This is a genomic window from Leucobacter sp. USHLN153 (assembly GCF_037145615.1).
Lineage (GTDB): Bacteria > Actinomycetota > Actinomycetes > Actinomycetales > Microbacteriaceae > Leucobacter.
In genome coordinates, this window is sequence record NZ_JBBCXE010000006.1 from 130,878 (window position 1) to 155,579 (window position 24,702).

At 69.4% G+C, this 24,702-nt stretch carries 23 protein-coding genes; 9 read left to right on the top strand and 14 right to left on the bottom strand.

Annotated elements, in window-relative coordinates; genetic code table 11:
- Positions 1-96: 96 nt before the first annotated feature.
- The 3 genes from WFH00_RS11315 to WFH00_RS11325 all read left to right on the top strand — a co-directional run bounded on the left by WFH00_RS11315 (position 97) and on the right by WFH00_RS11325 (position 1,522).
- Positions 97-615, top strand: a complete 519-nt coding sequence (locus WFH00_RS11315) for an amino-acid N-acetyltransferase (RefSeq protein ID WP_336660944.1) — start codon at positions 97-99, stop codon at positions 613-615.
- A 26-nt stretch (positions 616-641) separates the two neighbouring features.
- Positions 642-1,262 carry a hypothetical protein gene (locus WFH00_RS11320; RefSeq protein ID WP_336660945.1) on the top strand — a complete coding sequence of 207 codons (621 nt, stop codon included), beginning with the start codon at positions 642-644 and terminating at the stop codon, positions 1,260-1,262.
- Positions 1,263-1,336: 74 nt separating this feature from the next.
- The gene (locus tag WFH00_RS11325; RefSeq protein WP_336660946.1) at positions 1,337-1,522 is read left to right on the top strand and encodes a hypothetical protein; all 186 of its coding nucleotides are present in this window, start codon (positions 1,337-1,339) and stop codon (positions 1,520-1,522) included.
- 130 nt (positions 1,523-1,652) lie between these two features.
- Here the strand turns inward: WFH00_RS11325 and WFH00_RS11330 are convergent, their stop codons facing one another.
- Complete coding sequence (locus WFH00_RS11330) at positions 1,653-3,332, bottom strand: PucR family transcriptional regulator (protein WP_336660947.1); 1,680 nt, start codon at positions 3,330-3,332, stop codon at positions 1,653-1,655.
- A 137-nt stretch (positions 3,333-3,469) separates the two neighbouring features.
- Between WFH00_RS11330 and WFH00_RS11335 the strand changes: the two genes are divergently transcribed.
- From WFH00_RS11335 to WFH00_RS11345, 3 genes are all read left to right on the top strand, one after another.
- Positions 3,470-4,747 (top strand): CaiB/BaiF CoA transferase family protein, encoded by a 1,278-nt coding sequence (locus WFH00_RS11335; RefSeq protein WP_336660948.1) that lies wholly within the window; start codon positions 3,470-3,472, stop codon positions 4,745-4,747.
- A 50-nt stretch (positions 4,748-4,797) separates the two neighbouring features.
- A complete protein-coding gene (locus tag WFH00_RS11340; protein WP_336660949.1) occupies positions 4,798-5,961 on the top strand; it encodes an acyl-CoA dehydrogenase family protein in 1,164 nt (387 codons plus the stop codon).
- A 186-nt stretch (positions 5,962-6,147) separates the two neighbouring features.
- Positions 6,148-7,197 carry a CPBP family intramembrane glutamic endopeptidase gene (locus WFH00_RS11345; protein ID WP_336660950.1) on the top strand — a complete coding sequence of 350 codons (1,050 nt, stop codon included), beginning with the start codon at positions 6,148-6,150 and terminating at the stop codon, positions 7,195-7,197.
- Positions 7,198-7,296: 99 nt separating this feature from the next.
- Here the strand turns inward: WFH00_RS11345 and WFH00_RS11350 are convergent, their stop codons facing one another.
- The 6 genes from WFH00_RS11350 to mtnA all read right to left on the bottom strand — a co-directional run bounded on the left by WFH00_RS11350 (position 7,297) and on the right by mtnA (position 13,853).
- Complete coding sequence (locus tag WFH00_RS11350; protein ID WP_336660951.1) at positions 7,297-7,791, bottom strand: cupin domain-containing protein; 495 nt, start codon at positions 7,789-7,791, stop codon at positions 7,297-7,299.
- Complete coding sequence (locus WFH00_RS11355; RefSeq protein ID WP_336660952.1) at positions 7,788-8,702, bottom strand: ABC transporter permease; 915 nt, start codon at positions 8,700-8,702, stop codon at positions 7,788-7,790. The genes WFH00_RS11350 and WFH00_RS11355 overlap by 4 nt, the downstream gene beginning before the upstream one ends.
- Complete coding sequence (locus WFH00_RS11360; RefSeq protein WP_336660953.1) at positions 8,699-9,988, bottom strand: ABC transporter permease; 1,290 nt, start codon at positions 9,986-9,988, stop codon at positions 8,699-8,701. Before WFH00_RS11360 ends, WFH00_RS11355 begins: the two co-directional genes overlap by 4 nt.
- Complete coding sequence (locus WFH00_RS11365; protein ID WP_336660954.1) at positions 9,985-11,598, bottom strand: ABC transporter ATP-binding protein; 1,614 nt, start codon at positions 11,596-11,598, stop codon at positions 9,985-9,987. Before WFH00_RS11365 ends, WFH00_RS11360 begins: the two co-directional genes overlap by 4 nt.
- Before the next feature lie 118 nt (positions 11,599-11,716).
- A complete protein-coding gene (locus WFH00_RS11370) occupies positions 11,717-12,769 on the bottom strand; it encodes a BMP family ABC transporter substrate-binding protein (RefSeq protein ID WP_336660955.1) in 1,053 nt (350 codons plus the stop codon).
- Between the two features lie 37 nt (positions 12,770-12,806).
- On the bottom strand, positions 12,807-13,853 hold the full coding sequence (gene mtnA / locus WFH00_RS11375) for an S-methyl-5-thioribose-1-phosphate isomerase (protein ID WP_336660956.1): 1,047 nt from the start codon (positions 13,851-13,853) through the stop codon (positions 12,807-12,809).
- Between the two features lie 355 nt (positions 13,854-14,208).
- On the opposite strand from mtnA, the gene WFH00_RS11380 reads away from it, so the two are divergent.
- Positions 14,209-15,648 (top strand): PhoH family protein, encoded by a 1,440-nt coding sequence (locus WFH00_RS11380; protein WP_336660971.1) that lies wholly within the window; start codon positions 14,209-14,211, stop codon positions 15,646-15,648.
- A gap of 229 nt (positions 15,649-15,877) precedes the next feature.
- Here WFH00_RS11380 and WFH00_RS11385 read toward each other — a convergent pair whose 3' ends face one another.
- From WFH00_RS11385 to xseA, 5 genes are all read right to left on the bottom strand, one after another.
- The gene (locus WFH00_RS11385; RefSeq protein ID WP_336660957.1) at positions 15,878-17,305 is read right to left on the bottom strand and encodes a class II fumarate hydratase; all 1,428 of its coding nucleotides are present in this window, start codon (positions 17,303-17,305) and stop codon (positions 15,878-15,880) included.
- Between the two features lie 49 nt (positions 17,306-17,354).
- On the bottom strand, positions 17,355-18,032 hold the full coding sequence (locus WFH00_RS11390; protein ID WP_336660958.1) for a carbonic anhydrase: 678 nt from the start codon (positions 18,030-18,032) through the stop codon (positions 17,355-17,357).
- Positions 18,033-18,043: 11 nt separating this feature from the next.
- Positions 18,044-18,712, bottom strand: a complete 669-nt coding sequence (locus WFH00_RS11395) for a DUF4245 family protein (protein ID WP_336660959.1) — start codon at positions 18,710-18,712, stop codon at positions 18,044-18,046.
- Positions 18,713-18,715: 3 nt separating this feature from the next.
- Entirely contained in the window at positions 18,716-18,958 is a 243-nt protein-coding gene (locus tag WFH00_RS11400) for an exodeoxyribonuclease VII small subunit (protein WP_336660960.1), read from the bottom strand.
- Between the two features lie 136 nt (positions 18,959-19,094).
- Positions 19,095-20,345 (bottom strand): exodeoxyribonuclease VII large subunit, encoded by a 1,251-nt coding sequence (xseA, locus tag WFH00_RS11405; protein WP_336660961.1) that lies wholly within the window; start codon positions 20,343-20,345, stop codon positions 19,095-19,097.
- Between the two features lie 157 nt (positions 20,346-20,502).
- On the opposite strand from xseA, the gene WFH00_RS11410 reads away from it, so the two are divergent.
- Complete coding sequence (locus WFH00_RS11410; RefSeq protein ID WP_336660972.1) at positions 20,503-21,534, top strand: 4-hydroxy-3-methylbut-2-enyl diphosphate reductase; 1,032 nt, start codon at positions 20,503-20,505, stop codon at positions 21,532-21,534.
- Between the two features lie 53 nt (positions 21,535-21,587).
- On the opposite strand, the gene WFH00_RS11415 is transcribed toward WFH00_RS11410, so the two are convergent.
- Positions 21,588-22,445, bottom strand: coding sequence for a DUF6264 family protein (locus WFH00_RS11415; RefSeq protein ID WP_336660962.1), 858 nt, complete (start codon positions 22,443-22,445; stop codon positions 21,588-21,590).
- Positions 22,445-23,473, bottom strand: coding sequence for a class II fructose-bisphosphate aldolase (gene fbaA, locus WFH00_RS11420; protein ID WP_336660963.1), 1,029 nt, complete (start codon positions 23,471-23,473; stop codon positions 22,445-22,447). Before fbaA ends, WFH00_RS11415 begins: the two co-directional genes overlap by 1 nt.
- A 94-nt stretch (positions 23,474-23,567) precedes the next feature.
- Here fbaA and glpX point away from each other — a divergent pair, with 94 nt between their 5' ends.
- Positions 23,568-24,551 (top strand): class II fructose-bisphosphatase, encoded by a 984-nt coding sequence (gene glpX / locus WFH00_RS11425; RefSeq protein ID WP_336660964.1) that lies wholly within the window; start codon positions 23,568-23,570, stop codon positions 24,549-24,551.
- The last annotated feature ends 151 nt before the right edge of the window (positions 24,552-24,702 follow it).

Sequence of the window (24,702 nt, forward strand, 5' to 3'; positions counted from 1 at the left end):
TCGTTGGCGGCCGTGCGCGGCACTGGGTGGCGGCGCCGCAGCGCCCGGGTGGGCGGCGGATCGCGATCCGCATCGCACCGGACGTAGAATTGCGGGATGACCGCAGGCACCGAAATCAGCATTCGCAGTGCGCGCACGTATGACGTGCCGCACATGGTCGCACTGATGGAGCCCCTGGTGCAGCGACGAATCCTGCTCGGGAAGGACCTCGTCGACCTGTACGCCGCGGTCCCGGAGTTCTTGGTCGCGGTCGATCGCGAGGACGCGGTCGTCGGGTACGGCGCCGTCCACGTGATGTGGGAGCAGCTCGGTGAGGTGCGCACTTTGGGCGTTTCCGACGCGGTGCTCGGCACGGGGGTCGGGCACCGGCTGCTCACGGCGCTCGAAGAGCGGGCACGCGAGCTCGGCCTGCAGCAGCTGTTCTGCCTCACGTTCGAGGTCGAGTTCTTCACGAAGCACGGCTTCGCGGCGGTGGGAGAAGACGACGAACTCGTCGCGGCGGAGGTGTATGCGGAGCTTCTGCGGTCGAGTGATGAGGGCGTCGCTGAGTTCCTGGACCTCGCACGCGTCAAGCCCAATACCCTGGGCAACACGCGCATGTTGAAGCGTCTGTGACCGGCACCGGCCAGTACCCTGACGCTATGTCGACGCCACGCGATCCCGCCCCGAACCGGGCTGTATTCGTGCGCCGACGCTTGATCATCGGCGCAGTGGTGCTCGCGGTCGTGGCCGTTGTCGTGTTGCTGATCGTGCGACCGGGCTCGAACTCTGGGCCGACCGGCGGCAGCAACGTCGAGATTCCAAAGGACCTCGCTGGCGCGGATACTCCCGAGGAATCCGAGGGGGGCGAAGGGGACGTGCCCGCCTGCGCGGCCGGGCAGGTGGAGGTGACCCCGCTCGCAGACCGCGGGGACTATGCGGCTGGGGAGGATCCGGAACTCTCGTTCGAAGTTGAGAACACGGGCGAGGAGCCCTGCTGGGCCGACCTCGGCACCGCGACGCAGGAGTTCGTCGTTGCGAGCGGGGCCGACGAGGTGTGGCGGTCTACCGACTGCCAGCAGAACGCGGAACACCTCGCGGTGACGGTCGACCCCGGGAAGCCGATCGAGAGCGAGGGGGTCGTGTGGGATCGGACGCGTTCGAGCGCCGACACCTGTGACATCTCGCGAGACACGGTGAGCGGGGATGGCGCCTCATACCACTTTCGCGTAAGCGTCGCGGGTGTGCAGAGCACGGGAACCGCGCAGTTCCTCCTGTACTAGCGCCTCTCGGCGGTGCGGCGCAATGGTGTGCGTTTCTTAATGCCGCTCGGGCGCACCGGGCGTATCTTGGAAGTATGACCAGGAAGCACGTACCCAGCAGCGGGCTCAAGGTGGAAGTCACCGAGGGCACGAACGAAGCCGTAGCGGTCGACGAGCTGGTCGACGATCTGCTCCACGGCAATATCGCGGGAGCGCTGCGTGCACTGCACGAACCCGCTCCCGAGTCCGAGATTTTCCCGGAGGCTCCGGCGGCGACTTGAGCCGCGGCGCCTGCCGCTCGTTTCGATCCGGAGCGCTCGTGGAAGCGAGGTGAGGCGGCGAGCCCGTGTGCGGTCGCGGGGCGCGTGCGGCGGGCACTCAACGCGGGTGGGCCCCGGTAGTCAGCCCGATTCAGCGAGGGGACGCGGTGTCTTCCACCCGCAGAGCGATCCAGAGTTCCGCACGATCGTCGGGGTCGCCGAGGGAGCGACCGGTGAGACGCTCGATCCGCGTGATGCGGTCGCGCAGCGTGTTGCGATGAATGCCGAGCGCGGCAGCCGCTGGCCCTCGCTGCCCATCCGCCGCGAAGACGGCGCGGAGCGTATCGCGCAGCATGCCGCGGTCGGCAGCCGAAAGATCGGGATCGCGATCGCCGGATGACCGTTGCGGCGCCGCGGCTTCCGTGCTGCTCACGACCTGGGCCGCGGCGCCCGGCGCACGTGCGAGCGAAAGCGGCCCGAGGACACTCGCGGTGAGCGCGGATGCTCCGCCTGCTGCCGCGGATCGGGCGCTCGCCCGCCCGGCACCGCCCGGCACCTCCGGCGCGTCGAGGGCCAGGAGCGCCTCGATGATCGGCGTATCCCGATCCGCCCACACCGTCGCGGGAACCCGCGGCTCCTCATACAGCGGTGCGGTGGGTGAGAGGGCGTGGAGTCGGGCGGCGGCGGATCGGCGACTCAGCTCAGCATTCTCGAGCGCCGAGGCGCGTCCCACGACGACGTCGAGCCCGTGTGCGGCGGCGTGCCCGATCGCGGCGCGCAGGGCGGCGTCGGCATCGGGCACAATCTGCCAGGCGCGCTCGACGCCCGGTGCGGGGCTCGCTCCGACGGTCGGCGCCACGAGGCGGTCGAGGCCGACGCGGGGAGCGCGGCGCCAGGCGGCGAGGTCTTCGGCCGCGCCCTGCACCGCGAGCACGCGGATGCGCGCGGGGACGGCGAGTGACGGCGCGAGGACCGCCAGCACCGGCGGGAGCGGCTCGCCGGAGAGCGCAGCCGTAGTTGCGCGCTCCCAGCGCTCGCGCTCGCGACGCTCATCGGCGCGGTCGCCGTGCAACGTGAGGCCGAGTACGAGCGCGCCCGCCGCGACGATCGAGCGACCCTCGGGGCCGAGCGGTGGCCCGCCCGCGATGGCGAGGCGATAGCGGCCGCTCGCCTCCAGCTCGATGATCTCGATGGGCGGCTGCGGGGGGCGCTCGGAGGCCCGCGCCTGCACCTGCGCCTGCCCCTGCCTCTCCGGCGAAGCGCCCGCCTGGGACTGCGCCTGAGCGAAGCCGGCCGTGCTCGCGAGCGCCTCACCGTCGGGCCCGAGGAGCGCGAGCTGTTTGCCCGTCGCCTGCGCAAGGCTCGCGAGCACCTCGGCGGGTTGCTGGTCTCCGCGGGCGCCCTCCCAGAGTCGCTGCTGCGCCTGGAGCGCACCCCGCGCTGCCCCGAGCTCGTCGGCGCGCAGGAGTTCGGCGACCGCCTTGCTCACCGCGATGAACGGCACGGGGAGCGGCACCTCGAAGAGCGCCACGCGATACATGCTCGCCGCCTGCACGAGCGGCTGGGGGATCCGCTCGTGGTTGACGCCCACCCCGAAGCCGATCGCCGCCACTCTCGCGCGGTTGAGCCCCGCGACGAAGTCTCGCCAGCGCGCGTCATCCGCGCCGAGCGCGAGGCCCGTCGTGAGCACGATCTCGCCGCCCTCGAGGTAGCCGCCCAGGTCGAGAAGCTCGGTGTTCGAGACCCAGGTGATCTCGGGATCGCCCGCCCCCGACTGCACGAGCCGGAGCCCGAGATGGGGGAGCGCCAGCAGGGTGGAGAGTGCGACCATGAAGCGATTCTTGCACAGGCACGTGAGGTGCTCCTATGCAAGGCGATCACGAGTTCGTCGCAAGCTGCGGCTTACACTGGCACCAGAGCGTAGCGCCCAGCCGCGCCGCGCAACCGACGATGAGGAGAGCTTCCGCAATGACCCCCGAGCAGCACGACCCCCGCGAACCCCGCCGATTCGGCGCACACGGCGGGGCGCTGCAGGGGATTCGGGTCGCGGACTTCTCCCGTGTGCTCGCCGGGCCGCACGCGACCATGATCCTCGCGGATCTGGGCGCGGACGTGATCAAGATCGAGAGCCCCGAGGGCGACGGAACGCGGCAGTGGAGCCCGCCCGTCAACGCGGTGGGGCAGAGCACCTACTTTGCGGGCGTGAACCGCGGAAAGCGCTCGGTCGTCTGCGATCTGCGCGATCCTGCGGGCCTCGAGCGGGCGCGGCGACTCGCACTGACCGCCGACGTCGTCATCGAAAACTTCAAGCCGGGCACGATGAAGAAGTTCGGTCTCGGCTACGAGGCTCTGGCGGCCGAGAATCCCGGCCTCGTGTACTGCTCGATCTCGGGCTTCGGCGACGATGCCGGGCGTGACCTGCCGGGGTACGACCTGCTCGTGCAGGCAGTGGGCGGGCTCATGAGCATTACGGGGCAGAGCGACGAGGCCGGCGGAGAGCCCACGAAGGTGGGGGTGGCGCTCGTCGACATCCTCACGGGTCTGAACGCCGTGATCGGCATCCAGGCAGCGCTGCGGGCCCGCGAACTCGACGCGCTCGCCGGGCGGTCGGGCAGCGAGGCCATCGCGGGTTCCGGGGTTTCGGGCGAGGGATCACCGAGCGCCGGGCGGGGGCAGCATGTCAAGGTGACGCTGCTCGGGTCGCTCCTCTCTGCACTCGCGAACCAGGCGTCGTCGACGCTTGAGACCGGAGTCGCGCCCGGCCGAATGGGGAACGCACACCCGTCGATCGCGCCGTACGAGACCTTCCACGCCGCGGACCAGTCGCTCGCGCTCGCGGTAGGCACGGACGGTCAGTTCGCGCGCCTCTGCGGCGTGCTCGGCCTCGACGAGCTCGCGAGCGACGAGCGCTTCTCGACGAACCCGCAGCGCGTCGCTCATCGCGCGGAACTGCGGTCGGCGATCGAGGAGGTGCTGCGCACGCGATCCGCCGCCGAATGGATCGAGGCCTTCACCGCTGCGAACATTCCCGCGGGCCGCGTCAACACGATCGCGCAGGCGTTCGAGCTCGCCGAGTCGCTCGGCCTGGGCGCGGTCGCGACGACCCGTGCCACGGCTCCCGATGGCTCGACACAGGAGCTGCGATCCGTCGCGACGCCCATCTCCCTCTCGGCGACGCCCGCACGCTACGAAGTGCCGCCACCCGGTATCGGCGAGCACCAGGACGCCGACTGGCTGCCGCGCTAGCGCGCCGCACGACTCACTTCCGCTTGACCCTTCGAAACCCGAGGAGCACCATGTCCACCACCATCGACCAGTTGTTCGACGTCGCAGACTTCGTCACCGAAGAGGAGCGCGAGTGGCAGCTCAAGGCTCGCGAATTCGCGCAGTCGAAGATCCGCCCTATTATCGATGAGGCCTTCGAGGAGCGGCGCCTGCCCGTCGAGCTGCTGCCCGAGGTCGGGGAGTTCGGTGCGTTCGGCATGTACATGAACGGCTACGGCCTGCGCGGTGCTTCGTCGGTCGCCTACGGTCTCGTGGCGATGGAGTTCGAGGCCGTCGATTCGGGCTTCCGCACGGCGCTGTCGGTGCAGGGATCGCTCGCCATGGGCGCGATCTACAAGTTCGGCTCCGAGGAGCAGAAGCAGCGGTGGCTGCCGGCGATGGGCCGTGGTGAGGCGATCGGCTTCTTCGGTCTGACCGAGCCGCAGGGCGGGTCGGACCCCAACACGATGCTCACGACCGCGCGCCGCGAGGGCGACGAGTGGGTGCTCAACGGGAAGAAGCGCTGGATCGGCCTCGCCACCATCGCCTCCGTCGGCGTCATCTGGGCGAAGGACGAAGAGGGCATCGTGCGCGGCTTCGTCGTGCCGACCGACACCCCCGGTTTCCAGGCAACGGCCATCGAGAACAAGCTGTCGATGCGCGCGTCGCTGCAGACCGAGATCGAGCTGACCGACGTGCGGCTGCCGGCTGACGCGATCCTCCCGGGCTCGAAGGGGCTGTCATCGCCCTTCAAATGCCTCAACGAGGCGCGTTACGGGATCGTGTGGGGCGTGATGGGTGCGGCGCGTTCGTGCCTCGAGGTCGCCGTCGAGCGTTCGCAGTCGCGCGAGGTGTTCGGAGCGCCGATCGGTTCGAAGCAGATCATTCAGGCGAAGCTCGCCGACATGTTCCTCGAGTACGAGAAGGGGCTGCTGCTCGCGCTGCACCTCGGTCGACTGAAGGACGCGGGCCGGCTCTCCTACGGGCAGATCTCCGTCGGCAAGCTCAATAACGTGCGCGAGGCGATCAAGATCGCCGGCACCGCGCGTTCCATCCTCGGTGGCGACGGCATCACGTCGGACTTCCCGGTCATGCGCCACATGGCGAACCTCGAGTCGGTGCGCACCTACGAGGGCACCGACGAGGTGCACCAGCTCGTGATCGGCCGCGAGCTGACGGGGATCGCCGCGTTCTAAGCGCCCCCCGCTCACGCCGCCCCCCGCTCACGCCGCCCCCCGCTCACGCCGCGCGCCGCCCGCGCTGCGCGCGCAGCCAGCGCCGACCGCGGCTGTGGGATCGGGGTAACTTTCCGCGTGTGTCGCCGTGCTGACCAACGCGACACGCGTCGAAAGTTACCCCGATCGCAGGGGTAGGGTGGAAAGGTGGACTCCGACCAGCAATTTCCGGTAAGCGAAGACAGCTCTCGGGCTGATGGCTTCGCGCGGGTGCCGTGGGGAGCGGTGGCGCTGTTCGTCGTCGTCTCGTTCGGCCTCGCGTGGGTGGTCGCCCTGCCGGTGTGGGTGCAGGACTCTGCGGCGCCGGGCTACGCCGCGCTCTTCCAAGCCGTCGCTTCGGCGATGATGTTTACGCCCGCCATCGCGGTGCTCGCCGTCCTCTTCATCACGCGCACTCCCCGCAGGGAGCGTCTTCGCCTCCTCGGTATCTGGCCGCTTCGCCCGGCGAGGCGCGTGGTCTGGGCGATTGTTGTCTCGGTCTTCGCTCCGCTCGGCATCACCGTCGCGACGATCGCGGTGGCCGTGCTGTTCGGCTGGACCCGGCTCGACCTCGTCGAGTTCTCCGGCTTCCAGGCGGTGCTCGACGGTCAGCTCGCCTCGCTCGACGAGAGCACGGCCGAGATCGCCCGACAGTCCATGCCGCCGATCGGACTGCTCGTCGCGCTACAGCTCGCGGTCGTGCCCTTCGCAGCGATCTTCAATGGAATCTTCGCGTTCGGCGAGGAGGTCGGGTGGCGCGGCTGGCTGCTTCCGGCGCTCCGCCCCCTCGGCACGTGGCCGGCGCTCGCGATCAGCGGCGCGATCTGGGGACTCTGGCACTCACCGGTCATTCTGCTCGGCTACAACTTCGGGCTCACCGACTGGCGCGGCGTCGCGCTCATGACGGTCGGTTGCATCTTCTGGGGAGCCCTTCTCGGGTGGGCTCGCCTGCGCACCGGGTCGCTCTGGCCCGCGGTGTTCGGCCACGGCGCACTCAACGCATCGGCGGGCCTCGCCAGCGTGCTCGTCGCAGTGGGCGCGCCGCTCGACCCCGCACTCGTGCTTCCGCTGGGAGTGGCGGGGTGGATCGTGCTCGGCGCGATCCTCGTCGCACTCGTACTCAGTGGGCAGTTCCGGGCGGATCGCCAGCCGGAGCTCGCCCCCAAGCGCATTCGGCAGCCGCGCGCCGAGCAGCTCCCCGCAACGTCTCGACCGTAGCGTCACCGATGCGACGCGAGTGGCCGCTTCGGCGCCCGGAAACGGCCACTCGCGTCGCTTGTGCGAGGCCGACCTGCGCCGACAAACTACGCCAGCGAGCTACAGGGGGCGCGTGAGCTCTGCGATGCGCGCAGCGGCCGACGGGAAGCGGCGCTGCAGCGCCTCGCGATCGCCGAGCTCGAAGCCGTTCCACTCGAACGGCGGCGACATGGTCGTACCCACGAGACTCCATTCGCCGAGCGGCGACGAGCCCTGCATCACGCCGGGGGAGACAACCGCCTGTGGCAGCTGACCCGCGTCGAGATCGGGCCCGAGCACCCGCTCCTCCGCGCGGCCATCGGAATGCAGCAGGAGGAGCCGCAGTGGCGAGCCCGCGTACCAGTGGTAGACCTCCACCGAGCTCAGCGCGTGCAGCGCCGAGAAGTCCGGCTGGGCGAGCAGGTAGTAGATCGCGCTCGAGTGCTCATCGAGGTGCATGCGGCGGAAGAGCCCGCCCTCGTGCTCGAGCGGCTCGAGCTCGAGGCGCTCCACCCAGCGAGCAGCCTCGGCGGGAAGCGGCGGCGGATCGGCCGGGGTCGTCGCCCCGGCGCTCACGCGAGTGCCGCCTCGCGGGTCTTCCGGAAGCGCTTGCTCAGCAGAATCAGCACGACGAGGGTCACGACGTACGGCCCGGCGTCCGTGAGCTGCTGCGGCAGGCCGAACGACTGCAGGCGGAAGCCCACGGCGTCCGCGAAGCCGAAGAGCAGGGCCGCCCCGAGCACGCCGACGGGGTGGGCCCGGGCGAGCATGACGGCGACGACCGCGATCCAGCCGCGACCGGCGGACATATTCTCGGTGAACTGCACGACGTTGCCGAGCGCGAGCTGCGCACCGCCAAGGCCCGCGAGCGCGCCCGAAGCGATGACCGCGCCGAGCTGGTACCGCTGCGGATCCACACCCATCGTCGCCGCCGCAAGCGGGCGCTCGCCGACGCCGCGGAGGCGCATGCCGAGGGGCGTGCGGAACAGCATGATCCACAGCGCGGGCACGAGCAGGAGCGCGAGGTAGCCGAGCGGGGTGAGCGCGAAGAGCTCACCGATCCACGGGATGTCGGCGAGCACGGGGATGCGCCACACCGGAATACCGACGATGCCCGGATCCTGGAACACGCCCTGCACGTCGAAGATCGCAACGAGGAGGAAGCTCGTGACCCCGACCGCGAGAATGTTCATCGCGACTGCCAGCACGATCGGGTCGCCCTTGCGGTACACCGCGCCGTAACCGAGGATCAGCGAGAACACCGCGCCGGCGATCATCGCGACGATGGTGCCGAGCAGCCAGCTGTGCGTGAAGAACGACGCCGCGACGCCCGCGAAGGCGCCGACGAGGATCATGCCCTCGAGGCCGATGTTGAAGATGCCGGCTCGCTCGGCGAGCATGCCGCCGAGTGCCGCTAGGAGGATCGGGATGAGCGAGCGCAGTACCGAGCCGATCAGGTCCTGGTCGAAGAGGTCGAGAAGATTCATCGTTCCGTCTCCTGGGTGGCTGCTTCACGCGCGAGAGTGGCGCCGGGCGCGGCAGCGGGATCGGCCGGCGTCTGAACGGCGGTCGGTGCCGCGGCCGGAACCGGTGCCCCCGGAGTCGCCAGCTCGGCCTCGCTGAGTGGGGGACCACCGAGGGGAGGCCCGGCATCCCCCGATCCGCCCCCACCGCGCTTGCGGAAGCGGGGCAGCGCGACCCGGAACGCGAGCAGGATGATCACGAGGGCCTGGATGACGGCGGCGATCTGCGGGGAGAGGCCGAGCTCGCGGCCCATCGCGTCGCTGCCGACCATGATCGCGGCGAAGAAGAGGCCGGCGATCACGATACCGACGGGGCGGTAGAGAGCGAGGAGCGTCACGAGCAGGGCGGTCCAGGCGAAGTTCGTCTGCACGAAGTAACCCTCGATGAGGCGGGTGCTCGGCGCTCCGATGATGAGCATGAGCCCGAAGAGCCCCGCGAGGCCGCCGGAGAGCGCCATGGTGCGGGTGACGAGCGGGCCCGGCTTCACGCCGCCGTAGCGCACAAACTCCGCGTTCTGGCCGCTGAGGCCGGCCTCGAAGCCGTAGCGCGTGCGGCGGTTCACGAAGATCGCCGCGATGACGACCACGATCAGCACGATCAGCGACCAGTTGACGCCGGTGAGCACGGCCGTGACGGGGTTCGTCGCGCCGAGCGAGTTCCGCAGCGTGTCGGCGAGGCCCGAGTCGCGCGGCACGATCATGTCGAGCTGCATCTCGGGCCGGAGCTGCTGCGACGCGACCTGATCGGTGCTCGGATCCTTGAGCTCGAATCGGATCAGCCACGACGAGAAGTAGCGCGCCGGGTAGTTGAGCAGCAGGGTCGACAGCAGGATCGGCACGCCGAGGAGGTTCTGCAGGAGCGCGGTGATGAGGCCCCAGAGCGCTCCGACCGCGATCGCGACGACGAATGCGAGCGGCAGAATAAGGATCGCGGGGCCCGGCACGTAGATCGCGACGATGCCACCCGCGAGCGCGCCGAGACCTGCCTGGCCCTCGGTGCCGAGGTTCAGCACGCCGGCGCGAAAGGCGATCGCGATCGCGATGCCGATGCCGATGATCGGGACGGCGCGGGCGAGCGTGTTCGCGAGACCCACGCCGGTGCCGAACGATCCGTCGAGCATCGCCGCGTAGCCGCTGAGCGGGTCGACGCCCGCGATGAGCATGAAGCAGGCGCCGATGAGCAGCGCGAGCACCACGGAGACCGGGATCGGCCCTGCGAGCCAGCGACCGGCCTTGCGAGCGGCGTTCATCGTGCGGATCCCTTCTCGGAAGCGGCGTTCGGGGCGGCGGCCTCGCCCGCGCGTGCGGTGCCGCTGCGCAGCGCGTTGAACGCACCCGGTCGGTGCCGTGACTCGGGCTCGTGCCCGGCCATGTACAACCCCAGGAGCGACTCGGAGGCTTCCGACTTCGGCACCTCCGCGACGATCCGCCCCTCGAACATCACGATGATGCGCGACGAGAGCGACAGGATCTCGCTGAGTTCGGCCGAGATGAGGAGGAGTGCGCCGCCGCCGTCGCGGTACTCGCACAGCTCGCGGTGGATCGACTCGATCGCGCCGATGTCGACGCCGCGGGTGGGCTGCTCGGCGATGAGGAGCGGGGAGCCGTAATCGAGCTCGCGGGCGACGACGACCTTCTGGAGGTTGCCGCCGGAGAGCGTGCCGACAGCAGTCGAGGGGCCGGCGATCTTGACGCCGAAGCGCTTGATGAGGCGCTGCGCGTGCTCGAGCATGGCCGAGCGCGAGAGCAGGCCGCCCTTCAGGATCGGCGCGCTGCGGTGGTGGCCGAGAGCGAGGTTATCGATCGCGTCGGCGGAGCCTGCGCTGCCGACCGCGTGTCGGTCCTCGGGAATGTACGCGATACCGCCGTCGCGGCGCTGCGCGATGGAGGCGCTGCTGAGATCTGCCGCCCCGACCGCGACCGTGCCCGCCGTCGCCCGCCGCATCCCGACGATCGCTTCCGCGAGTTCGACCTGGCCGTTGCCCGCGACGCCCGCGACCCCGACGACCTCGCCTTGCCGCACGAAGAGGCTCGCGTCGCTCACCGCGTCGCGCTCGCCCGAGCCCGGAACGGTGAGGCCCTCGACGTCGAGCACGATCCCGCCGGGCTCCTGCGCCGGAGGCGGCGTCGTGAGGTCCACGTCGCGTCCGGTCATGTGGCGGGTGATCTCGGCGGGGGAGCTGTCGGCGGTGACGAGCTGGGCGACGTTGCGACCGTCGCGGAGTACCGTGACGCGGTCGGAGATCGCCATGACCTCGCCCAGTTTGTGGGTGATGAGAATGATGGTGCGGCCGTCGGCCTTGAGCGCGCGGAGCACGTCGAAGAGGCGCTCGGTCTCCTGCGGGGTGAGCACGGCGGTGGGCTCGTCGAGGATGAGGACGCGGGCGTCGCGGTACAGGGCTTTCACGATCTCGACGCGCTGCAGCACGCCGACGGGAACGGAGTCGACGCGGGCGGTGGGATCGAGCGAGAGGCCGTACTTCTCCGCGATCCGGGCGACCTCGCGGTTGGCCGTCTGGCGGTCGATCAGGCCGCGCTTCGTGGGCTCGCTGCGGAAGACCACGTTCTCTGCGATCGTCAGCGAGGGGAAGAGCTTGAACGACTGGAACACCATGCCGATGCCCGCGTCGATGGCGTCGAGCGGCGTAGCGAGGGTGCGGCGCTCGCCCCGAATGAAGATCTCGCCCTCGTCGGGCTGGTAGACGCCCGCCAGCTGCGACATGAGGATCGACTTGCCGGCGCCGTTCTCGCCCATGAGAGCGTGGATCTCGCCGGCTTCGACCTCGAAGTCGACGCGATCATCCGCGAGCACGCCGGGAAAGCGCTTGGTGATCCCGCGCATGGAGACTTCCGCGACCATGCTCGCTCCTTTTCGATCGGTGATGCATGAAACCCGCCGGCCGGGGAGCGCCGCGGTGCGATGCCGGGTTGTCCCCTCGACGTCGCAGCGCGGCGGCCCACGGCCGGCGGTTTCGCCCTTAGGCGAGGGGGTCGGTGACCTTGATCTCGCCCGACACGATGTCGTCGCGCGTCTGCTTCACCTGATCGAGCACGTCCTGGTTCTCCATAACCGTGCACTGCGAGTCCGCTGCGTCCTCAGTGAGGCTGACGATCGTCATGCCCTCCTCCTTGAGGCCGAACGACGTGGTCGCGTCCTTCGAGCTGACGCCGTCCTCGATCTCGCCGACAACGGTCTCGATTACGCGGTTGACCGACTTCACGGTGCCGTCGACAACGGCGCCCGGGGCGATCGGGCACTGGTTCGCGTCGACGCCGTAGGTCGAGAATCCCTTTTCATCGGCGGCCTCGATGATGCCGCCGTTCGAGGCAGCGCCCACGGCGAAGACCTGGTCCACGCCGGTCGCCGCGAAGGCGAGCGCCTGCTCCTTGCCGCGCGCCGGGTCGGCGAACGGGTTGTCGCCGCCGATGACCTGCGGGGCAACGGTGTCGACCTTCGAGTTCACGCTCTTCGCGCCCTCGGCGAAGCCGTCCGAGTACTTCTTGAGCAGATCGTTGTCGACCGAGATGACCGAGCCGACCTTGTTCGCCTCGGTGAGGAGGCCCGCCTCGACGCCGAGAAGGTACGAGGGCTCCTGCTCGCGGAAGGTCGCCTGGTACAGGTTGTCGGGAGCGCCATCGACGAAGGTGTCGATGAGGAGGAAGTTCTGCTGCGGGTTCTGCTCAGCGAGCTCCTTCGCGACATCGCCGAACTGGAAGCCGAGCATCACGATGACCTCGGGCGCCTTCGCGATCGCGGTCTCGAGGTTCGAACGACGGGTCGCGTCGTCCTTCGACTCGTAGGTCGTCGCGGTGCCCTCGAAGGTCTCGGCGACGGACTCGATGCCCACCTTGCCCGACTTCAGGAACTCGTTCTGCCCGATCGGGTCGCTGGTGATGTAGATGAAGCTGGGGCCCTCGTTGCCGGACTCTTCGGCGGCGTCGCCGCCACCCGAGCACGAGGTGAGGAGCAGGGCGGCGGCTGCCGTTCCTGCGACGAGTGCCGCGCGGGCGCGGCGCTTGGTGAAGAACATCGGAGTTCCTTTCGAACGGAAGGGGATGGGGAAGAGCCTACGAGCGCAGTGGCTCGAGCGACACGTTTTCGGGGCTTTCGCCGCGGCCGGGCAGGATCACCCGGCGTTCGGTGACGATCGCCGTGATGAGGTCGTGCGGGGTCACATCGAAGGCCGGGTTGACCGCGCCGATGCCGTCGGGCGCCGTGCGCACCCCGCCGAAGCCGGCGACCTCGTCGACCCCACGATCCTCGATCTCGATGTCAGCGCCGCTCGCGGTGCGCATGTCGATCGTCGATTCGGGAGCGACCACGATGAAGGGGACGCCCGCATGCTTCGCAGCGAGGGCGAGGGAGAACGAACCGATCTTGTTCGCGGAGTCGCCATTCGCTGCGATGCGGTCGGCGCCGATGAAGACGGCGTCCGCGATCCCTCGCGACAACAGGAAGGGCCCGGCCGAGTCGATCAGCAGACGGAAGGGAGCTCCCATGCGCTGCAGCTCCCATGCGGTGAGCCGCGCGCCCTGGAACAGGGGACGGGTCTCGAGCGGGAACGCCTCCTCGAGGGAGTCCTGTTCGAGGAGCGTCTGAATCACGCCGAGCGCCGTGCCGCGCTCGACCGTCGCGAGGCTGCCCGTGTTGCAGATGGTCATGACGCGCACGCGATCTTTGCTCGCGAGCTCCCGGGTGAGATCTGCGCCGCGCAGACCCATCGAGATGCACGCCGCGATGTCTTCGTCACGGATGCGGATCGCCTCGGCGAGCACCGCGTCAGCGCCCTCCTCGAGCTTCGTGAGGGCGCGGTCGACGCCCCAGGAGAGGTTGACCGCGGTGGGGCGCGCCTCGCGGAGGGTCGCGGCCTGGCGGCGGACCTCTTCGCGGTCGAGGTCGGTGCCGGATTCGTTCTGCGCCTGCACGTTGGCCGCGATCAGAGCGACGCCGAGCGCACCCGCGACGCCGAGCGCCGGAGCGCCGCGAACCGCAAGCCGCTGAATGTCAGCGATGAGATCGGAAAGTTCGGTGATGCGACGCACCTCGACCCGCTGGGGAAGGAGCGTTTGATCAATGAGTTCGATGGCTCCGTCGACCCAGTCGATAGTGCGCAAGCGGTGCTCCTTATTCGTGACAGAGGGCAACACGGGGAAGGCGCAGTGCCCCCACCCCGGATTGCAGTATCGCAGCTTCCAGAATACCCGACCCGGGCAGCCCACGGCACCGACTGTGCCACGCCCACAAGGAGGGTCGCCCCGAGGTGCGCGGCGACCGCGTTCACGTACAGGTCGCGCATTGTTCACGAATCGACATGCGTGTCACTCGACCGAAACCCACTCCGCGGCGTAGCGTGTGACGCATCGGGCAGGGTGCCCGATCGAGGAGGCCGGTCGGTCACCACCTCGAAGCCACTGGCCAACTCGCTGAGTCGGGGCGCAGCCCCGGAGCAGAGGAGCCATCGTGGCTGAGATGCATCACTCCGAAACACCCTCGACGGCCGGTACGCGGTCGGACGCTCGCACGCTTGTCGCTGACGGGTTGCTCGCACGCGAGACCAGCTCGGCGCACGCGGTTTCTGACGCGACGGCGTCTGAAGCGGCAGCGCCCGGCGACTCGCGTCAGGCGCTGCGCACCTACGTGCTCGACACCTCCGTGCTGCTGAGCGACCCGTCGGCGCTCTTCCGATTCGCGGAGCACTCGGTTGTGCTCCCCGTCGTGGTCGTGATGGAGCTCGAGAAGAAGCGCCACGATCCCGACCTCGGGTACTTCGCCCGGCGCGCGCTCCGGATCCTCGACGAGCTGCGGGGCAAGCATCTGCGCCTCGACTTCCCCGTGCCGGTCGGCGACGCCGGCGGCACGCTGCGGGTGGAGCTCAACCACAGCAACCTGGACGGTCTCCCGAGCGGCATGCGTCTCGGCGATAACGACACGCGGATCCTCGCCGTTGCTCAGAACCTCGCATCCGAGGGCTGCGACGTCACCGTCATCTCGAAAGACATGCCGATGCGGCTGAAAGCTGCGGCGCTCGGGCTCGGGTCGGAGGAGTACCGGGCGGAGCTCGCGAGCGATGACGCCTACACGGGCGTCGCGTCGATCGCGCTCGACGAAGAGCAGATGAAGCACCTCTGGGAGGACGAGCGGCTCGACGATGTGGATGGCGCCGCCGGGTTGCCCTACGGCACTGGGCTCGTGCTGACCTCGCCTCGCGGATCGGCCCTCGGGCGCGTGGACGGCGATCGCTCGCTGCACGTGGTGCGCGGAGACCGCGAAGTGTTCGGCGTCACCGGCCGGAGTGCGGAGCAGCGGCTCGCGATCGACCTGCTGCTCGACCCGCAGGTGGGGATCGTGTCGCTTGGAGGCAGCGCCGGCACCGGCAAGTCGGCGCTCGCACTCGCCGCGGGGCTCGAGGCCGTGCTCGAGCGGCGGCAGCATCGCAAGGTCATGGTGTTCCGGCCGCTGTACGCGGTCGGAGGTCAGGATCTCGGGTACCTGCCGGGCGATCACCAGGAGAAGATGAATCCCTGGGCTCAGGCCGTCTTCGACACGCTGGGGTCGATCGTGTCGCAGAACGTGCTCGACGAGGTGGTGGCGCGCGATCTCGTCGAGGTGCTGCCGCTCACGCACATTCGCGGACGTTCACTGCACGACGCGTTTGTGATCGTAGACGAGGCGCAGTCCCTCGAGCGGGGCGTGCTGCTCACGATGCTCTCGCGGATCGGGCAGAACTCGCGAGTGGTGCTCACGCACGACGTGGCGCAGCGCGACAACCTGCGGGTCGGGCGGTACGACGGCATCGCGGCCGTGATCGAGAAGCTGAAGGGGCACCGCCTGTTCGGGCACGTCACGCTGACGCGCTCCGAGCGGAGCGAGATCGCGGCGCTGGTGACGGAGCTGCTCGACACTCCGTAGAGGTGCGCGCTAGTCTCCGGGGTTCGCGCCCGGGTTCGCGACCCCGTGCGTGTACGTTCAGCAGACGGTCGGGCTCCAGCACACCGAGTTTCGGCTTAACCGTGCTGTTGGGGCCGGATCCTTTGCTGACGCGCAGGCCAGACGCGGAACCCGCCCCCGAAAACACCGAATCCCTCCCCGCTGCGCGGTGCACGCGCGGGGAGGGATTCGTTGTCGTATGAGACGAAGGCTACTTCGCGACGCCCGGGTGGGTCATCGAGAGCAGGTCAAGCGCCTGATCGAGATCGGCCTCCGAGACTTCGCCCCGCTCGACGTAGCCGAGATCGACGACGGCCTCGCGCACGGTGATGCCCTTCTTGACCGAGTGCTTCGCGATCTTCGCCGCCGCCTCGTAGCCGATGAGGCGGTTGAGCGGCGTCACGGTCGACGGGCTCATGCCGGCGAGCGCGGCGGCCCGATCGAGGTTCGCCTCGAGGCCCGCGACGGTCTTGTCGGCGAGCGCGACGGCCGCGTTCGAGAGCAGGCGGATCGACTCGAGCAGCGCGGTGCCCATGACGGGGATCTGCACGTTGAGCTCGAAGGCACCCGAGGCACCGGCCCACGCGATCGTCGCGTCGTTGCCGATGACGCGCGCGCACACCATGAGCACGGCCTCCGGAATCACCGGGTTCACCTTGCCCGGCATGATCGACGAGCCCGGCTGCAGGTCGGGGATGTGCAGCTCGGCGAGACCCGTATTCGGCCCCGATCCCATCCAGCGGATGTCGTTGTTGATCTTGGTCAGCGAGACCGCGATCGTGCGGAGCGCGCCCGATGCCTCGACGAGTCCGTCGCGGTTCGCCTGCGCCTCGAAGTGGTTGCGCGCCTCAGTGATCGGGAGTCCGCTCGACTGGGCGATCTCAGCGATGACCTTCTCGGGGAAACCGAGCGGCGTGTTGATGCCGGTGCCCACCGCGGTGCCGCCCTGGGGCACCTCGGCGACGCGGGGGAGCGCGGCGTCGATGCGCTCGATGCCGTAACGGATCTGCGCGGCGAAGCCGCCGAACTCCTGGCCGAGCGTCACGGGCGTCGCGTCCATGAGGTGCGTGCGACCCGACTTGACGGCGGTCTTCCACAGCTCGGCCTTCGCTTCGAATGCCTCCGCGAGGTGCGCGAGCGACGGCTTGAGCTGCTCGATGAGCGCGCCCGTCACCGCGATGTGCACCGAGGTCGGGAAGACGTCATTCGACGACTGCGACGCGTTGACGTGGTCGTTCGGGTGCACCGGCGAACCGAGATGCCCGGTCGCGAGGGTCGCGAGGACCTCGTTCATGTTCATGTTCGACGACGTGCCCGAGCCGGTCTGGTACGTGTCGACCGGGAACTGATCGTGGTGCTCGCCCGCGATGATCTCGTCCGCAGCTGCGACGATCGCCTGCGACACGGGCGCCTCGAGAATCCCGAGTTCACCGTTCGCGATCGCTGCTGCGCGCTTAATGCGCGCGAGTGCGACGATCTGCGCCGGCTCGAGTCCCTTGCCCGAGATCGGGAAGTTCTCGACGGCGCGCTGCGTCTGCGCGGCATACAGTGCGTGCTTGGGAACGCGCACTTCGCCCATCGTGTCGTGCTCGATGCGGTACTCGGTCTCGGCGCCGGCGGCGCTGCGATCTTCGGTCACAATCATCCTTACGTTTCGTGGATACTGCTCAGGGAGGGGGAGTCGTGGCTCAGGCCGCGAGCTGCGCGGCTGAGATGTCGAGGTGGCCGACCGCGCTCACGGCGACGGCGCGGCCCTCGGCGAGGCGGTACTGGCAGCCGACGATGCCGAGCTTGCCCGCTGCGACGGCGTCGCTGATGATGCGAGAGCTGCGCAGCAGCTGGTTCACGGTCGCGGCGAGGTGCACGCGGCCCACGGCGTCGGCGTCGATCGCTGTCGCATCGACGTACGGGGTGTCGCGATGCTCGCGCAGCCACATCTCTTGCACAGCGGGCAGGATCGGCGCGAGCGTGTTTTCAACCGCGAGCGGCACGGCGTCGGGATCCTGTTCCATCTGGGAGATCGCCGCGGCGACCGCACCGCAGGAGTCGTGCGCGAGCACGATGATCACGGCAACGCCGAGGTTCGCGACGGCATACTCCATCGACGCCGTGATGGACTCCGCGACGACGTGCCCCATGTTGCGGGCGATGAAGAGGTCGCCGAGCCCCGCGTCGAAGATGATCTCAGCGGACAGGCGCGAATCCGAGCAGCCAAAGAGAGCGGCATCGGGGTCCTGACCGTTCGCGAGTTCGTTACGTCGCTCGACGTCCTGCCGAGGGTGCTGGGGCCCTCCCTGAATGAAACGGCGGTTGCCGTCGACCAGGGCGTCCCACGCCTGCTGCGGAGTAACTCGGGGAGCGGTCATGACGTTCCTTTCTAGCTGTCGAGTGATTCTGCGACTTCGATGGCGAGCTCGCGGAGCGTCGCTGAGGAGTCGGTGCCGTAGACGAGGATCGTGTCTCCGTTCCACTCGCTCTGGAGAGCGAACAGCACGTTCGACTCATCGGGATTGCGGTCCGAGTGGTCGTAGGTGACCCAGTCGAGGCCGCCCAGCGTCTCGGTGCCCGTGGGCGCCTGCTGTTCGAGCTGCTGCGCGACCCACACGTCGTCGACCGGCGCCCCATCGGGTGTGAACGCTTGCACGACGGCGGCATAGGCCTCGTGATTCGTCGTTTCGTCGACCGTCGTGTAGTTGATCTGCCAGGAGGTGACCCCGTCGCTCTCCCGAAGACCTGCCTGCTTCGCCATCCACGGCTCGGGTACCTCGGGAGCCGCGAGCTCCCGGCCCGCGCTCGGGGATGCCTCAGCGGCAGCCTTCACCGCGTCGATCTCGTGGTCGGCGAAACCGCCAGTGCCCCGGGGTACCGCGAGCACGATCACCAGTACGAGACCGAGGCTCACGAGCAGTGAGAAGACGAGATTGTTGACGGTCTTGCGCTCGCGGTACAGCCGGCTGTCGCGAGCTTTGCGGGTCGCGGTCTCGGACGGCGTCTCGGGGCGACCGAGCTCGGCGACGACGGCCGGCGCTTTCTGCTTCTTCGCCATCGGCTACGCGTCGCTCCCCGCGGCCTGTTCCGACGCGGCGGACGTGCGCGCGGCCTCGAGACGCTGGCGCGCACCGAGCAACCACTCCTCGCACCGAGCGGCGAGCGCTTCGCCGCGCTCCCAGAGCTGCAACGACTCCTCGAGGGTCGCGCCGCCCTGTTCGAGGCGGCTCACCACCTGAATAAGTTCGTCGCGCGCTTCCTCGTAACCGAGGGAGGCGGGATCCGGAACGACCGTATCTGCCATGCGTGTCAGTCTACCCGCCGCCACCGACACGCTTGCTCGGAGCCCCGAGTGCTGCGCAGTGATGACCGCGCAACGACGACGGCGCACGCACGCGAGCGTTGCCCCCGCCATCTGTGGCACCGAAAGGAGACCTGATTCACCGCGACTGGGTCGCCTCACCCGTGCTCACGGCACCGAGCACGCCTGCGGCGAGAGAGAGGCGGATCGCGGCGCCGTCGGGCGCCCCGGCGGGGTCCCGCAGCACCGCGCCCGCAGTGCCCGACGCGTCGAGCACCTGCGCAATCGCGTAGCCCCGCTCGAGGGTCGCGCGGGGGGAGAGCGCGGTCAGGCGGCCGCGGGCTTCGGCGAGTGCGCGAGCGCGATCCTCGACCGCACGGTCCGCGAGCTCGGCGCCGCGCGCGATCCAGCGCACCAGCTCCTCCGCCCGCTCATCCACGAGTCGCTCCGGGGCCGCGAGTACCGGCCTCCCGCGGAGCTGCGCAATCCGATCGGTCTCATGGGTGAGCAACTGCGCCACGCGACCCGACAACCGGGCCCGCGCCTGGTCGAGGCCCGCGAGCTCCTCGCCCACATCGGGCACCACGCGCTTCGCAGCGTCGGTCGGCGTGGAAGCCCGAAGGTCGGCGACCTCGTCGAGGAGCGGCCGATCCGCCTCGTGCCCGATCGCACTCACGATCGGCGTCTGCGCCGCCGCAGCCGCGCGCAGCACCCGCTCGTCCGAGAACGGCAACAGATTCTGGAAGTCGCCCCCGCCGCGCGCGACGACGATTACGTCGACCTCGGGGTCGCGGTCGAGCGCCTCGATGCCGGCCGTGACCTCTGCCGCCGCCCGGTCGCCCTGTACCGCCGCGTAGTGGATCTTGAACTGCACCCCGGGCCAGCGCAGCGTCGCGTTTCGGATGACGTCCTTCTCCGCGTCGGAATCGCGCCCGGTGATGAGCCCGATGCGGCCGGGGAGGAAGGGGAGCCGGCGCTTGCGATCGAGCCCGAAGAGCCCCTCCGATTGCAACTGGCGACGCAGACGCTCGAGCCGCTCGAGCAGCTCCCCGATGCCGACGTGCGAGATGTCGAAGACCTGAACCGTGAGGGAGCCGCCCTTGACCCAGAAGTTCGGTTTCACGAGAGCGACCACGCGGTCTCCGGCCGAGAACTCGCTCGTGAGACGCTGCGCGACGGAGCGCCACACGGTGAAGCTCACCGTCGCGTCCTGCTGCAGGTCACGGAGCTTGCCGTAGACGTGGCCGCCGCGCACCTGCCACTGCGTGACCTCGCCCTCGATCCACACCTGACCGAGTCGATCCACCCACGCGGCGATCTTCTCGCTCATCTCGGCGACCGGCCAGGGGGCGTCGCGCGTCGCGGGGCCTGTGGAAGCTGCCTCTGTCATTCCGCCAGCCTAGCTGCGGCCGCCGACACTCTCGCGACCGGCTGCTGCGCCGCTCGCGAAGGGCCGCCACGCAGCTTGCAGCGGTAGAATCGGGCGCATGGGTGAGACGCAGGTTCGGGATCAGCGCACTCTTGGCGCTCCGCTCGTGAGTCTCGCGATGCCCCGCATGCGCCGTGTCGTCGGGCGACTGAAGGACGTTCCCGTCGCGGGCGAGAAGAAGGTACTGCTCGCCGCTCCTCGTGGATACTGCGCTGGAGTCGACCGCGCCGTCGTGGCGGTCGAGAAGGCCCTGCTGCGCTACGGAGCCCCCGTGTACGTGCGCAAGCAGATCGTGCACAACGTGCACGTGGTACGGACGCTCGAGGACATGGGCGCGATCTTCGTGGATGAGGTCGACGAGGTGCCCGAGGGAGCGCACGTCGTATTCTCTGCCCACGGGGTATCGCCCGCGGTCGTGGGCGAGGCGGCGGATCGCGGATTGCACGCGATCGACGCGACCTGCCCGCTCGTGACGAAGGTGCACCGCGAGGCCGTGCGCTTCGCGAAGCAGGACCTCGACATCCTGCTCATCGGCCACACCGGCCACGAAGAGGTCGAGGGCACCGCGGGGGAGGCGCCCGACCGCATCACGATCGTGAACTCGCCGGACGACGTCGACACGCTCGAGGTCGTGGACCCCGACCGACTCGTCTGGCTGTCGCAGACGACGCTGTCGGTGGACGAAACCATGGAGACCGTGCGCCGACTCCGCGAGCGATTTCCAAACCTGCAGGATCCGCCGAGCGACGACATTTGCTACGCGACTCAGAATCGCCAGGTCGCGATCAAGCAGATCGCCCCGCAGGCCGACCTCGTGATCGTCGTCGGATCCGCCAACTCGTCGAACTCGGTGCGCCTCGCGGAGGTCGCGCTCGAGTACGGTGCCCGCGCCGCCTACCGCGTCGACTTCGCGAGCGAAGTGCGGCAGGAGTGGCTCGAGGGCGTGCGCACGATCGGGGTGACGAGCGGAGCGTCCGTGCCCGAGGTGCTCGTGCAGGAGCTGCTCGACGACCTCGCCGACGCCGGGTACGACGACGTCGAGGCAAAGGTCACTGCCGAAGAAGATCTCGTGTTCTCGCTCCCGAAGGAGCTGCGCGAGGATGCCGCGGGCAAGCGCGACGCTCGGGCGCTCGGGGGCCGCGCGCGCTGAGTTGCGGGGTGGTCTGCCCCGCGCGCTGAAACGCCCTCGCAGTGTTCCCCGGGTTACGGCCGCGACATCTCTTCGAAGTAATCGAGCAGCTTGCCCGTCGAGCTCGGGTCCGAGGCGGCCTGCATGAGATCAGGGACGTTCAGCATCAGCACCGTCGTCACGACGATCGTTCCGATCACCGCGATCGCACCGGCAACAAGCGGCACCCAGAAGGCCAACTTACGAGCGCGCATTCTCTGAATCGAGAAGATCAAATTGACGGCGTACAGCGCGATGATCGCGATCGCCGAGATGGTGCCGGCGGTGCCCACCCACGACGGGACCGTGAAGTCTTCGAGATCGAGCGCCGAGCCGACGAGCGAGAAACTCGTCGAAATGTTCATGAGCGAGCCCGCGAGCTGCAGAGAGCCGATCGCGCCCAGTGCCAGCAGGATGATGGTGATCACGCGATCCGCCGTGCGCGGCCGCGCGCCCGCGAATTGCGGGGCCGTCGAACCTGGGCCGCCGAAGTTTGCCTGCTGATCCTGCCTCGGTTGCTGCGGAGGCGCCGCGCGGTAGGGTTCTGGATCGCCCGAGCCCGGGCGCTGCGACGTTGCCTGAGCTGTCGGGTGTGCCGTGCCCCCGCTCGTCACGCCCAGATTGTGCGGCACTCCCGCTGGGACGCCCGCGCCCGCCCGCTCAGAGGGCTGCGGTGCACCGACCGAAGCCGATCCGCCGTCTTCCGTCTCGGGCTTCCACTCCCAACCCTCGGGAGCGAGCTCGCCGTACGCGGGAATCGGGCGCTCGACCGGCGGGCGGACCTCTCCCTGCGGCTCCAAGCCGGCGGGACCGTCGGGCGTGCCAGCGCCGTTGGGGGTGCCGGCGCCGCCTGAGCTGCCGGAGCTGTCGGGTGCCGGGGGCAGTGCAGTCACTACGCGCTCACCGACTTCCCGGCGGAGCCGAGCTGCTCGGAGGCGAGCGCGACGCGGGCCGCCATGGCGGACTCGGTGACCTTGCCCCAGGCGCGCGGATCGTACTGCTTCTTGTTGCCGACCTCGCCGTCGATCTTGAGGACGCCGTCGTAGTTCTTGAGGATGTAGTCGGCGAGCGCGCGCGTGAAGGCGTACTGCGTATCCGTGTCGATGTTCATCTTGATGACACCGTTGCGAACGGCCTCGGCGATCTCTTCGGCGGAGGAGCCCGATCCGCCGTGGAAGACGAGGTCGAGGGGCTTCTCGCCCACGCCGTACTTCTGCTGCAGGCCCTGCTGAATCTCCGCGAGCAGCTCCGGGCGCAGCGAGACCCCGCCCGGCTTGTAGACGCCGTGGACGTTGCCGAAGGTGAGCGCGGTGAGGTAGCGGCCACGGTCGCCGAGGCCGAGCGCCTCGACGGTCTCGATCGCGTCGTCGAGCGTCGTGTACAGCTGGTCGTTGATCTCGTGACTGACGCCGTCTTCTTCGCCGCCGACCACGCCGATCTCGACCTCGAGGATGACATTGATCGCCGCGAGGCGGGGCAGGAGCTCCTGCGCGATCTTGAGGTTCTCGGGGAGCGGTACCGCCGACCCGTCCCACATGTGCGACTGGAAGTAGGGGAGTCCGCCCTCCTTGACGCGCTCCTCGCTCGCCGCGATGAGCGGAAGGAGGAAGTCGTCGAGCGCGTTCTTCGGGCAGTGGTCGGTGTGGAGCGCGACCGTGATGTCGTAGGCCTTGGCAACCTCTTCCGCGTACTTCGCGAACGCGATCGCTCCGCCCGCGCGGTTCTTCACGGTGTGCCCCGCGAAGTAGTCGGCGCCGCCAGTGGTGACCTGGATGATGCCGTCGGAGCCCGCCTCGGCGAAACCCTGGAGCGCCGCGTTCAGCGTCTGCGAACTCGACACGTTCACCGCCGGGAACGCGAACGCCCCGGTCTTTGCGGCGTCGATCATGGCTGCGTACTGTTCCGGGGTGGCAACGGGCATGTGCGCTCCTTGGCTTCGTCGTGGTCGGCTTCGTCGTGTGACGGCGTCGTCGTGGTCCGCTTTGAAAGTCAGTCTACGCGGTAGGGTTGTGCCCATGACTGAACCTGATTCGCTGGGCGAGTGGCAGCCCGATCGCAACCTGGCAATGGAGCTCGTCCGTGCGACGGAGGCCGCAGCGATGCGGGCGACGCCGTGGATCGGTCGAGGCGATAAGAACGCGGCCGACGGTGCCGCAGTGGACGCGATGCGGCGCTTCCTCGCGACGGTGAACATGCGCGGCACGGTGGTCATCGGCGAGGGCGAGAAGGATGACGCGCCTTGGCTCTACAACGGCGAGGTCGTCGGTAATGGCGAGGGCGCCGAGTGCGATGTCGCCGTCGATCCGATCGATGGCACGAGGCTTACTGCTGAGGGGCGCCCGGGCGCGCTCTCGGTGATCGCGGTTGCGGATCGCGGCAGCATGTACGACCCCTCGGCCGTCTTCTACATGGACAAGCTCGTCTGCGGTCCGGCTGGCGTCGGTGTAGTGGACATCCGTCGCCCGATCGGCGAGAACATTCGCGCGCTCGCTCGAGTGAAGGGCGTCGATGTGTCTGACATTCGTGTCGCGGTGCTGGATCGGCCGCGCCACGAGCAGCTCATCGCCGATATCCGAGAGGCCGGTGCCGGTACGCGCCTCCTCATGGACGGCGACGTCGCAGGCGGCGTGAATGCGGCGCGCTTCGATTCGAACATCGATCTCTGCGTCGGCATCGGCGGCACCCCCGAGGGCATCATTACGGCGTGCGCCGTGAAGGCGCTCGGCGGCGTGATCCAGGGACGTCTGTGGCCGAAGGATGACGACGAGCGTCAGCGCGCCATCGACGCTGGGCACGATCTCGACCGTGTGCTCGAGGCGAACGATCTCGTGGCGAGCGACAACTGCTACTTCGTCGCGACCGGCATCACGGACGCCGAGTTCGTCGACGGCGTGAAGCGCAACGGCCCGTTCGTGCGCGCCGAGAGCATCGTGATGCGCGCTCACTCGCGCACGATCCGCCACGTCACGAGCGACATGGATCCCAACCGCTGGAGCTGATTCCTCGCTCGTAGCGGATCCGAGGGGGGGGGGGGGGGGGGGGGGGGGGGGGCCCCCCCCCCGCGGGGGGGGGGGGGGGGGGGGGGGGGGGGGTGGGGGGGGGGGGCCCGGCCAGGGGGGGGGGGGGGGGGGGGGGGGGGGGGGGGGGGGG

Excerpts from the sequence above, each read along its gene's own strand:
- WFH00_RS11400 (WP_336660960.1), bottom strand. The coding sequence starts at position 18,958 with ATGGCAGATACGGTCGTTCCGGATCCCGCCTCCCTCGGTTACGAGGAA.
- WFH00_RS11355 (WP_336660952.1), bottom strand. The coding sequence starts at position 8,702 with ATGAATCTTCTCGACCTCTTCGACCAGGACCTGATCGGCTCGGTACTG.
- WFH00_RS11395 (WP_336660959.1), bottom strand. The coding sequence starts at position 18,712 with ATGGCGAAGAAGCAGAAAGCGCCGGCCGTCGTCGCCGAGCTCGGTCGC.
- WFH00_RS11365 (WP_336660954.1), bottom strand. The coding sequence starts at position 11,598 with ATGGTCGCGGAAGTCTCCATGCGCGGGATCACCAAGCGCTTTCCCGGC.
- WFH00_RS11390 (WP_336660958.1), bottom strand. The coding sequence starts at position 18,032 with ATGACCGCTCCCCGAGTTACTCCGCAGCAGGCGTGGGACGCCCTGGTC.
- WFH00_RS11340 (WP_336660949.1), top strand. The coding sequence starts at position 4,798 with ATGTCCACCACCATCGACCAGTTGTTCGACGTCGCAGACTTCGTCACC.
- WFH00_RS11320 (WP_336660945.1), top strand. The coding sequence starts at position 642 with ATGTCGACGCCACGCGATCCCGCCCCGAACCGGGCTGTATTCGTGCGC.
- WFH00_RS11360 (WP_336660953.1), bottom strand. The coding sequence starts at position 9,988 with ATGAACGCCGCTCGCAAGGCCGGTCGCTGGCTCGCAGGGCCGATCCCG.
- WFH00_RS11315 (WP_336660944.1), top strand. The coding sequence starts at position 97 with ATGACCGCAGGCACCGAAATCAGCATTCGCAGTGCGCGCACGTATGAC.
- WFH00_RS11410 (WP_336660972.1), top strand. The coding sequence starts at position 20,503 with ATGCCCCGCATGCGCCGTGTCGTCGGGCGACTGAAGGACGTTCCCGTC.
- glpX (WP_336660964.1), top strand. The coding sequence starts at position 23,568 with ATGACTGAACCTGATTCGCTGGGCGAGTGGCAGCCCGATCGCAACCTG.
- WFH00_RS11330 (WP_336660947.1), bottom strand. The coding sequence starts at position 3,332 with ATGGTCGCACTCTCCACCCTGCTGGCGCTCCCCCATCTCGGGCTCCGG.
- WFH00_RS11325 (WP_336660946.1), top strand. The coding sequence starts at position 1,337 with ATGACCAGGAAGCACGTACCCAGCAGCGGGCTCAAGGTGGAAGTCACC.
- WFH00_RS11380 (WP_336660971.1), top strand. The coding sequence starts at position 14,209 with ATGCATCACTCCGAAACACCCTCGACGGCCGGTACGCGGTCGGACGCT.
- xseA (WP_336660961.1), bottom strand. The coding sequence starts at position 20,345 with ATGACAGAGGCAGCTTCCACAGGCCCCGCGACGCGCGACGCCCCCTGG.
- fbaA (WP_336660963.1), bottom strand. The coding sequence starts at position 23,473 with ATGCCCGTTGCCACCCCGGAACAGTACGCAGCCATGATCGACGCCGCA.
- WFH00_RS11370 (WP_336660955.1), bottom strand. The coding sequence starts at position 12,769 with ATGTTCTTCACCAAGCGCCGCGCCCGCGCGGCACTCGTCGCAGGAACG.
- WFH00_RS11335 (WP_336660948.1), top strand. The coding sequence starts at position 3,470 with ATGACCCCCGAGCAGCACGACCCCCGCGAACCCCGCCGATTCGGCGCA.